Genomic DNA, 10,014 nt, shown 5'->3' on the forward strand with positions numbered 1-10,014 from the left:
TGAGCTTTCTCTTTTTCAAGTCTTTCTTTTTCGGCTTGAGCTTTTGTAGTTTCATCTTTGTGTAATGATGTTACTTGATCAGTTGTTAGTGGAGTAGCCCCATCCCAATTGAATTTAAGTGTTGCTGCAACATTTGAATGACCTCTTAATGGTTTTCCGTTTACTGATACTGAGAATGTAATAGTTTTTTCAGTTAATTTTTCAGGACTTGTGAAGTGGAATACTTTTTCATGTCCTTCACCACCAAGGTCAGTTCTTTCAGCGGCAGTATTATCAACTGATAAAGTATCTACAGTTCCTACTTGAGTTCCAAAACGTAAGTCTTTGAATGTTAGATAGTAATGATAAGCATCATTTACTTTCTCTACACGAGTTTTTTCAGGTACTAATGCATCGTTTGCCATTGAAGGTTTATCAGCAATATGCGCATTATTAATTCTAGCTGGCACTAGGTTATTAGCAGCTTCTTCTTTAGCTTTTTCTACAGTAGAGAAGTCTAAAGCTATTGTACTTTCAGCAGCACGTTCTTCAAATCTAGGTTTAGCTCCACCTTTAGTTTGGACGCTAATTACAGTATCAACTTGGATTTTATCTAGAAGAGAATCAGTTAAGATCTTACCTTCTTTTAGTTTAGTTGCTGCATCAACTTCAGTAAAGCTAACTTCATTTCCTTTATATGTAAGTTTAGAAACTGTAAATGGTTTATTACGTAGTAAGTAAGTAGAAGATTTTCCTTCTTTAACTTGAATAGTGTATTGATATTTATCTCCAACTTTTTCAACTTTTACATCTTTAACAAATGCATTTTCATAGATTGAACTTGAATTAGTAGTTCTACCATTTAATTCGCCTTTAACAGTAGCTGGGAATGTAGACGGAACTTTATCAGCATCTACTTCATGATCAGGTACTGAAGGTTTAGCAGGCGTAACTTCTTTAGGTTTTTCTACTTTAGGGAAGTCTAGTGCTATTGTACTTTCAGCAGTTCTGTCCTCGAATCTAGGTTTAGCTCCACCTTTTGTTTGAACATTTAATACAGCATCTACTTGGATTTTGTCTAGAAGAGAATCAGTTAGGATTTTCCCTTCTTTTAGCTTAGTAGCAGCATCAACTTCAGTAAAGTTAATTTCAACTCCTTTATAAGTTAGTTTAGAAACTGTGAATGGCTTATTACGTAATAAGAAATTAGAAGATTTTCCTTCTTTAACTTGGATAGTATATTGATATTTATCCCCAACTTTTTCAACTTTTACATCTTTAACAAATGCATTTTCATAGATTGAAGCAGTACCAGTAGTTCTACCATTTAATTCAGCTTTTACTGTAGTAGGGAAAGTGTTAGGAACTTTATCAGCATCAACATTGTGATCAGCAGCTGTTGGTGTAGCTGGTTTTGGTTCTTCTTTTGGTGTAGTTGGTGTAGGTTTAACTGGTTTAGGTTTAGCAGGTGCAACTACATCTTCTAATTTTACAGGTCTTTCCTTATAGGCAGTAGCTGTTTCATAGTATAGTTTTAATGTAACAAAGTGTGACATTAAAGCACCGTTAGGATATGGAGCAGTACCATCTAATTGAATTTTTTCTAATAGTTTATCAGTAATGATAGATCCTTCTTTTACTGAAGAATTTCCGTTCGTTGCTAAAGTAGTTAATGGAATATCTTTACCTTGATATGCAACTTTGTGTAATTCAAATGGATAGAATTCTCCACCTACATCAGCAAGACCTTTTTTGAATCTTAGAGTATATTTGTATTTATCTCCAACTTTTTCAACTTTAACATAGTTATCTAATGCAGAACCGTATAATGACTCTTCATCGTTGTTGTTAGCATTTCTTAAATGTCCTTGAACGTGGATAGGAAAGTCTTTTTTAATAGTTCCTTTGTATTCAACATCTTTGTTAGGATTTTCATAAGTTGCAGCTTCATAGTTATCAGCAGTTACTTTTTTTCTAGCTAAAGATGATAAATCAAATTTTAAAGTCATTTTTTGAGTTCCGAAAGCTGGACTAATTGAAGCCATAACAGGAACAAACACTTCAGTATATGTTTCTAGTTTATTATTTGAATCGATTTTATTTTTATCCACATTATAGTTAACTGTTTTTGGATAAACAGTACGACCAGGAAATTCTTTTTTGTAGGTATCTACGAAATTGTCAGTTTCACTGGCACTATAATTCTCAACTATAGTTGAGTCTTTAAACTCGTTTTTTTGAATTTCTTTACGATTTTCATGAGTTTTATCACCATCATAGTATTTTAAGTCTCCTAAGTAACCTCTAAGTCCACCAAATGTGATAGGTTTAAATGAAACATTTACAGAATATTTCCCATTTTTTACAATTAATTTAGTTTTTTCATTGTCGATTGCAGCAGCAGCCATAGATGGTTGACCTTCTTCATAGAATTTTAAGGCTTCAGCAGTAATCTTATATTCTCCGTCCTTTAAAGCTTTAACGTCTTGAGCTACAGTAGCTGGCTCTTCAGCTTTTGGTGCAGTAGTTGCTGGAGCTGTAACTGATGTAGTAGCAGGGGTTGCAGCAGAGTTCACTGCTGGAGTAGCTGGTGAATTAGTTTCCCCAGTAGTAGATGCTGGTGCTGCAGGTTGTGTAGTAATTGGCTTCGTAGAAGAAGTTGTTGTATTTGTTACAACAGGTGTTTCTTCTGCTGCGAATGCGAAACTATCTTGATCGTATGCTTCAATTGCTGCAACAGCAGAAAAAATTGCAGTTGCTGACAAAACTTTTAATAATGTTGTATTTTTCATATTAGGAATTTTCTCCTTTATTTGTATATTATTAGATATTAAATCGTTACCACTATTATAATACAAAAACCTGTGTAAATAAAGGTAAAAATGATAATTGCTATCAGATATAACCTAAAATAGACGAAATTTACAACAAAGTTTCAAAGTTAGTTCACAACTTTGTCATAATTTAAACGTTTTGAATTCTATAAAATACAAAAATATTATTAATAAAATTTTATAAAGTAATGAAAATATGGGCTTGGAATACGTCTAAACTCATATTTTCTTAAATATTATTTATTAAATTTTATACGTAGTATGAATGCTGCAAGCAGTGATGCTAACCCTAAGAATGCTGTAGATGAAGTAGAAATACCAGTGTTTGCTAATGGTTTTTTCACATTTGTAGTTGTAGCATTAGATTCTTTCGTACTTACTGGAATAGCTACAAAGGTATCTTTAACTTCAGATTGTCCAAAGATATCATTGATAAGTGGTTTTTTATTTGATGTAGTAGTTGTCTCTTCAGTCAATTGTTTTTGTTCTCTAAGGTACCCTTCTAAATCAAATTCAGTTTTTTCTAATATTGCAGCTTCACCTTTAGCAGTTACAGGAGCTTTTTCTCTTTCAATTCTTTCTTTTTCAGCTTTTTCTTTAGCTAATCTTTCAATTTCGATACGTTCTTTTTCAGCTTTTTCTTTAGCTAGTTTTTCTCTATCTACTTTAGGTACAGTTATTGTTTTTGTTGTTAGAGAACTTAAATCGTATTTAAGAGTCATACGCTGAGTACCTGCACCTGGGAATATAGACTCCATAACCGGTACGAATACTTGAGTAAATGTTTCTAGTTCATTGTTAACATCAATTTTATTTTTATCTACATTGTAAGATAAAGTTTTAGGATATACAGTACGTCCAGGGAATTTTTTCTTGTATACATCAATAAAAGCATCTTTTTCATTTTTTGAATAATTTTCAATGATAGTTGTATCTTTAAAATCACTATCTTTTATTTCAGAACGATTAGTATGAGTTTTATCACCGTCATAATATTTTAAATCACCTAAATATCCACCAAACCCCAATTTTTCAATTGGCTTAAAAGTAACATTAACAGAGTATTGTCAATTTTTAACTACTAGTTTTGCTTTTTCAGTATCTAATCCAACAGTAGCCATTGATTCTCTGCCTTCTTGTGAGAAGTTTAGAGCTTCTACATTCTTTTTCTCACCTACTGACTTTATATCGTAGGTATCGTCTGGTAAATTTTTAACATCTTGAGGTACTGTTTTTGTTTCTACATCGCTTTGATTATCAGTAGCAGTTGCTGCAACCTCAGTAGCGAATGCGTTGTGATCATAAGATTCTATTGCTGCGATTGCAGTGAAAATTGCAGAAGCAGAAAGAACTTTTAATAATGTTTTACTCTTCATAATTATATAAATGTCTCTTTGAAAATTGCATTTTGTTATTATAAAATTTATCATAACTATTATAATACAAAGGTGTCAATTAATAAAAGGGGGGATGATAACTAATTTCATTTACAATCTGAAATACTCGAAATTCACAATAAAGTTTCAATTTAACTTTACAAATTCACCATATTTAAAAAGAGGTTAATATTGAAATATAAAAAAATATTATTATAAAAAGTTCTATGATTTAATAGTAATTTATAATTATATAAATTTTGTAAACCCTTAAACTAAATTGTTGACATTTTATTTTTTCTATGCTACGATTTAAAAAGTGAATAGAATAAAATCACTGGGGGAGCCTTTAGGCTGAGATAACATAGTTAGACCCTTCGACCTGATCTAGATAATGCTAGCGTAGGAAACGTGAATATTTTCAAAATAGAATTAATCCAATATAATTGGAAAATATACTATGAGTAATATATGTTTCAGAGTTCTCTTACGTTAGTAAGGGGACTTTTTTATTTATCCCAAGTGATATTACTTTATATTAAAATTACACATACCAGGGGGATATACCTATGAAACTTATTACTGAAATTATGGAAGAAAAGGCATTGCCAATTGTTGACAAGATATATAATGATGGATTTATTCAAGGATTAATTAACGCTGATTTATCGGAAAAAGCAGTAGAGCACTACCTGAAAGCTGATGCACTTTATTTAGAGAATTTTAGCGATATTTATGCCATTCTTTTAGCAAAAAGTAATGATAAAGTTGAAAAGAACTTTTTCTTAAATCAGATTAATTTTGTATTAAATGAAGAAATTGCTGCACATAAAAATTTAGCTGATTATGTAGGAAGAGACTATCAAGAGATTATCAAAGGTGGAGAGTGGTATCCATCTGCAGATCATTATATAAAACATATGTACTATAATGCATTTGCATTCGGTATGGCTGAAGCTTTGAGCGCAATGGCGCCATGTCCATGGATTTATAAAATGGTAGCTAGAAAGATTTTAGCTAATCATAATTTAGCAGAAGATCATCCATTAAAATTCTGGGTTGAATTTTATGCTGATGGCTTAGTAGATGAAGTACTTACTGAGTACTATAAAATTATTAACCGCGAAGCTGAATTTATGAGTGAAGAAGGGAAACAAAGACTTATTAAAAACTTCTTAGAAAGTTGTGAACATGAACGTCGTTTCTTCAATATGGCTTATACTCAAGAACGTTGGGATTTAGAGGTATAGGGTATGAGTAAATTAAATATTGCATTGACTATTGCAGGAACCGATCCAACAGGTGGAGCAGGAATTATGGCTGACCTGAAAAGTTTTCAGGCACGTGAAGTGTATGGAATGGCTGTAGTTACTAGTGTCGTTGCACAAAATACGTTAGGTGTTCAAATGATAAGAAACTTGGATTTAGATATATTAGAGGCGCAATTAAAAAGTGTGTTTGACGATATAACACCTGATAGTATAAAAACTGGAATGATAGCAAATGCTGATATGATGAAATTAATTAAGAGATACTTACCTAAAGATGTTCCTTATGTTGTTGATCCAGTTATGGTCGCGACAAGCGGAGATAAATTGATAGATGATGTTGCAAGAAAACATTTAAAAGAAGAGATATTACCGCTAGCAACTATTATTACACCAAATGTACCAGAAGCAGAAGAAATTGTTAATTTTAAAATATTAACAGAGGATGATGTTAATCGTGCAGGAAAGTTCATTATCGACGAAGTTGGATGTAAGTCAGTAGTTATAAAAGGTGGACATCTAACAGGAGAAGCGAAAGATTATTTATTTTTAAATGATGGAACTAAAAAAGTATGGACTAGTGAAAGATTTAAGACTAATCATACACATGGAACAGGTTGTACATTCTCAGCTGTTATTACAGCAGAGTTAGCAAAAGGTAAAAGTATAATTGAAGCTGTGGATATAGGGAAAAAATTTATTACCGCAGCAATAAAATACACACCAGAGCTAGGTCATGGAAATGGACCTGTAAATCATATTGCGTTTAAAGGAGATTTATAAATATGACAAGTTTAAAATTATTAAAAGAGAAAGCACCGTTAGTGATTTGTATAACTAATGATGTTGTTAAGAATTTCACAGCAAACGGATTAGTAGCATTGGGAGCATCACCAGCGATGAGTGAATATCCAGAAGACTTAGAAGATTTATTAAAATATGCTGGAGGATTATTAATCAATATTGGTACATTAACAGATGAGACTTGGAAGTTATATCAAGAAGCTCTTAAAATAGCTGAAAAATATAATGTACCTGCAGTATTAGATCCTGTGGCCTGTGGAGCGGGAGCATATAGAAAAAAAGTATCAGATGATTTAATTAACAATTACAAACTAGCAGCTATAAGAGGAAATGCTGGCGAGATTGCATCATTAGTTGGCATAAATGTAGCTTCTAAGGGAGTAGACAGTGCTGGAGTAGATAATATTGATGAAATCGCCTTAGCAGCAAATGCTAAGTTTAATATTCCAATAGTAGTAACTGGGGAAGTTGACGCTATTGCAGTTAACGGAGAAGTAATAACTATACGTAACGGAAGTGCAATGATGCCTAAAGTTATTGGAACAGGATGCTTATTAGGAGCTGTATTAGCAAGCTTTATTGGATTAGAGAAAGGTGAAGAATTAAAATCACTAGAAACAGCTATGTTAGCATATAATATTGCCGGGGAAATGGCAGAAAAACGTCCTAATGGACATTTACCAGGAACATTTAAAGTTGAATTTATTAATGCATTATATGAAATTACAGATCAAGATATAAAAGCATTTAAAAAGGTGAAATAAGATGTTTAATAAAGAACTATTAAAATTATATTTTATTTGTGGAACTACTACTTGCTTAGGTAAGGACTTATATACAGTAGTTGAAGATGCTTTAAAAGGTGGAATAACTTTATTTCAATTTCGTGAAAAAGGTGAAGGAGCCTTAGAAGGTAGTGAAAAAGTAGAATTAGCAATAAAACTACAAGACCTTTGTAAAAAATACAATGTTCCGTTTATTGTTAATGATGATATAGAGTTAGCATTAGAAATAGATGCTGACGGAGTACATGTAGGACAGGATGACCTAGGTGTTGATGAGATTAGAAAATTAATGCCTAATAAAATAATAGGTCTTTCTATAGGAAATGAAGAAGAATTTAAACAATCCAAAGTTGAATATGTAGATTATGTTGGTGTAGGACCTGTATATGTCACACAATCAAAAGATGATGCTGGTGGTGCTATAGGTTATGAAGGACTAGAATTAATGAGAAGATTTTTACCAGAAATGCCATTAGTGGCAATCGGTGGTATTCAGACACAACATATTAAAGATGTTATGAAAACAAATGTTGATGGTGTGTCTATTATATCAGCAATCTCATATTCAGATAATATTGAAAAAACTGTTCGTGAAATGATCGAACAATTCTAAAATTAGCCTCCAAAGTTTAATCATTCCTTGATAATTTTTAAGGTATGATAATAATAGTAGAACAAAGAGTTAAATTAATTTTTTGTTCTACTTTTTATTATCAATTGATAAATATGAACATAAGTTATATAATTAGTGTGAAAAAAAGAATGCTAAAATAAAAGTAGGAGGAAATTTTATGACAAATATAGTATTGATACATGGTACATGGTGTGACGGAAGTGTTTGGGGAGAATTTGTTAATGAATTAGAAAAACTAGGTTTAAATGTATATACTCCAACTCTAAGATATCATGATTTGCCTTATGAAGAAGTTGAAAAAAAGGTAGCAGAAGTTAGTTTAGATGAGTTTACGGATGATATTGTAGATTTGATAGAAACTTTAGATGAAGCTCCGATTGTATTGGGGCACTCTTTAGGGGGACTTCTTGCCCAGAAAGTTGCTATGAGGACAAAGACTAAGGGGCTTATTTTAATGGGAGCTGCACCAGCAGCAGGAATTTTTGCTTTCTATCCAAGTATGGTAATTTGTTTTTATAAACATTTTCTACGTTGGGGATTCTGGAAAAAATCTATGCCACCTTATAAACATGCCTTCTATGATTATTGCATGAATAATCAAGATGAAGCGGACAAAGAAAGAGAATTTTCTAAACTAGTTCCTGAGTCAGGTTTTACGTATTTCCAAATGGCACTTCCATTTTTAGATAAGCAAAAAGGTGCATATATTGATTTTGAAAAAGTAAGTGAACCTGTATTAGTAATAACTGGTAGCGAGGATAAAATGGTACATCCAAATATAGCAAAAGCAACAGCAAAAAAATATAAAAATTCAACGTTAAGTATTATAGAAGGATCAGACCATATGTATGAGGCTCCGAAATATAGAGATAAAACTGTAGAAATAATAGATCAGTGGTTAAAAAATATAATAAACAAAGAATTGTAAGAAGAGATAGTTATTTATGCAAATGAAAAAGTAAATATTCATGAATTTTCAAAAAACTTTTTAAAAAAATTCAAAAAAAGTGTTGACAATTTTATTTGCTAATGATAATATATAATCAAGTTAAAAATTACCGATATTCAAATAAGTACTTTATAGGAACTTTTACAGAGAGTGTGAGCGGGTGAAAGCACACAATGCAGATCATAGAGGAAAATGGTTTGAATGGTAAAAAAAGTGAGTTTTAAAACACAAGCTTTTTTCGTAGGCGTTACGTTACAAACGCACACTATCTCGTGTATATTCTAGATGCATAGACGTTGTAGTGATAAAGTTCGTAGTTTACGAAAAAGTAAGGTGGTACCGTGAAATTAGTTTCGCCCTTATTCTCTTAGGAGAGTAAGGGTGATTTTTTTTACATAAAATTCGCAAAACCCAAAATAAATAGTAAAAACAAAAGGAGAAAATTATAAATGAAAAAACTATTATTTTTAGTAACAAGTTTCATACTTGGAATCATATTAATTGGATGCTCAAGTGCATCAAAAACTGAGAAAAAAGGTATCGAAGTGGATAAACTAGATCCTAGTAAACCTGTAACAGTTAAAGTTGGGGCTACTAACGTACCTCACGCTGTATTATTAGAGCACGTTGCTCCTCAACTTGAAAAAGAAGGAATCAAATTAGACATCGTTACATACCAAGACTACTATGTACCAAACAAAACGTTAAACGATAAAGAAATCGACATTAACTACTTCCAACACGTACCATTCTTAAAAAATGCTATTAAAGAAAATGGATACAAAATTGAAGACGCTGGTGCAATTCACTTAGAGCCAATCGGATTATACTCTAAAAAAGTTAAAAACGTTAAAGACCTTAAAGAAGGTGCTAAAGTATTAGTAAGTAACAACAAATCTGAATGGGGACGCGTAATTAAATTACTAGCTTCTGAAGGATTAGTAAAAGTTAAAGATGGTGTAGATCCAGTAACAGCTACTTTCGATGATATCGCTGAAAATCCTAAAAAATTACAATTCAGCTACGAAAATGATCCAGCTTTAATGGTTAAATTTTACCAAAACGGTGAAGGTGACCTAGTTTCAATCAACGCTAACTTCGCTGTTGATGCAGGATTAAACGCAGCAACTGAGCCTGTATTAGTAGAAAAAGCTACAGACGACAACCCATACGCAAACATCGTCGTTGTTCGTGAAGGTGATAAAGACAAACTTGTTGTTAAAAAACTTGTTGCAGCTTTAAAATCTGAAGATACTCAAAAATTCATTAAAGAAAAATGGAATGGAGCAGTATTACCTGTTAAATAATTCCAATAAAAATTTTAAAAGGCAGTTCGTAAGAGCTGTCTTTTTGGGTTGTATACTAAATCCGGGGCATGGAAAAAT

General features: G+C 31.8%; 9 protein-coding genes and 1 riboswitch. Of the genes, 6 read left to right on the plus strand and 3 right to left on the minus strand.

Features of this window, described 5'->3' with window-relative positions:
* The 3 genes from HMPREF3186_RS02730 to HMPREF3186_RS02740 form a co-directional block, all read right to left on the minus strand.
* Positions 1 to 2,771: NEAT domain-containing protein (locus HMPREF3186_RS02730; protein ID WP_060913833.1), on the minus strand; the 2,771-nt coding region annotated here is incomplete at its 3' end.
* A gap of 278 nt (positions 2,772 to 3,049) precedes the next feature.
* Positions 3,050 to 3,841, minus strand: a complete 792-nt coding sequence (locus tag HMPREF3186_RS02735; protein ID WP_060913834.1) for an LPXTG cell wall anchor domain-containing protein — start codon at positions 3,839 to 3,841, stop codon at positions 3,050 to 3,052.
* Between the two features lie 39 nt (positions 3,842 to 3,880).
* On the minus strand, positions 3,881 to 4,189 hold the full coding sequence (locus HMPREF3186_RS02740; RefSeq protein ID WP_060913835.1) for a hypothetical protein: 309 nt from the start codon (positions 4,187 to 4,189) through the stop codon (positions 3,881 to 3,883).
* Positions 4,190 to 4,518: 329 nt separating this feature from the next.
* A riboswitch (TPP riboswitch) is annotated at positions 4,519 to 4,616 on the plus strand.
* Between the two features lie 142 nt (positions 4,617 to 4,758).
* Between HMPREF3186_RS02740 and tenA the strand changes: the two genes are divergently transcribed.
* The 6 genes from tenA (at position 4,759) to HMPREF3186_RS02770 (ending at position 9,936) form a co-directional block, all read left to right on the plus strand.
* A complete protein-coding gene (gene tenA / locus HMPREF3186_RS02745) occupies positions 4,759 to 5,439 on the plus strand; it encodes a thiaminase II (RefSeq protein WP_060913836.1) in 681 nt (226 codons plus the stop codon).
* Positions 5,440 to 5,442: 3 nt separating this feature from the next.
* A complete protein-coding gene (thiD, locus tag HMPREF3186_RS02750) occupies positions 5,443 to 6,240 on the plus strand; it encodes a bifunctional hydroxymethylpyrimidine kinase/phosphomethylpyrimidine kinase (RefSeq protein ID WP_060913837.1) in 798 nt (265 codons plus the stop codon).
* Between the two features lie 2 nt (positions 6,241 to 6,242).
* A complete protein-coding gene (gene thiM, locus HMPREF3186_RS02755) occupies positions 6,243 to 7,025 on the plus strand; it encodes a hydroxyethylthiazole kinase (RefSeq protein WP_060913838.1) in 783 nt (260 codons plus the stop codon).
* 1 nt (position 7,026) lies between these two features.
* Entirely contained in the window at positions 7,027 to 7,659 is a 633-nt protein-coding gene (gene thiE, locus HMPREF3186_RS02760; RefSeq protein WP_060913839.1) for a thiamine phosphate synthase, read from the plus strand.
* Positions 7,660 to 7,837: 178 nt separating this feature from the next.
* On the plus strand, positions 7,838 to 8,608 hold the full coding sequence (locus HMPREF3186_RS02765; RefSeq protein WP_060913840.1) for an alpha/beta fold hydrolase: 771 nt from the start codon (positions 7,838 to 7,840) through the stop codon (positions 8,606 to 8,608).
* Positions 8,609 to 9,078: 470 nt separating this feature from the next.
* Positions 9,079 to 9,936 (plus strand): MetQ/NlpA family ABC transporter substrate-binding protein, encoded by an 858-nt coding sequence (locus HMPREF3186_RS02770; protein ID WP_060913841.1) that lies wholly within the window; start codon positions 9,079 to 9,081, stop codon positions 9,934 to 9,936.
* Positions 9,937 to 10,014 lie beyond the last annotated feature (78 nt).

The sequence above is a fragment of the Gemella haemolysans genome, from assembly GCF_001553035.1.
Lineage (GTDB): Bacteria > Bacillota > Bacilli > Staphylococcales > Gemellaceae > Gemella > Gemella haemolysans_B.

What these genes read in the sequence shown, in the direction of transcription:
- HMPREF3186_RS02740 (WP_060913835.1), bottom strand. Translation starts at nt 4,189, where the DNA reads ATGAAGAGTAAAACATTATTAAAAGTTCTTTCTGCTTCTGCAATTTTC.
- HMPREF3186_RS02765 (WP_060913840.1), top strand. Translation starts at nt 7,838, where the DNA reads ATGACAAATATAGTATTGATACATGGTACATGGTGTGACGGAAGTGTT.
- tenA (WP_060913836.1), top strand. Translation starts at nt 4,759, where the DNA reads ATGAAACTTATTACTGAAATTATGGAAGAAAAGGCATTGCCAATTGTT.
- HMPREF3186_RS02770 (WP_060913841.1), top strand. Translation starts at nt 9,079, where the DNA reads ATGAAAAAACTATTATTTTTAGTAACAAGTTTCATACTTGGAATCATA.
- thiD (WP_060913837.1), top strand. Translation starts at nt 5,443, where the DNA reads ATGAGTAAATTAAATATTGCATTGACTATTGCAGGAACCGATCCAACA.
- thiE (WP_060913839.1), top strand. Translation starts at nt 7,027, where the DNA reads ATGTTTAATAAAGAACTATTAAAATTATATTTTATTTGTGGAACTACT.
- thiM (WP_060913838.1), top strand. Translation starts at nt 6,243, where the DNA reads ATGACAAGTTTAAAATTATTAAAAGAGAAAGCACCGTTAGTGATTTGT.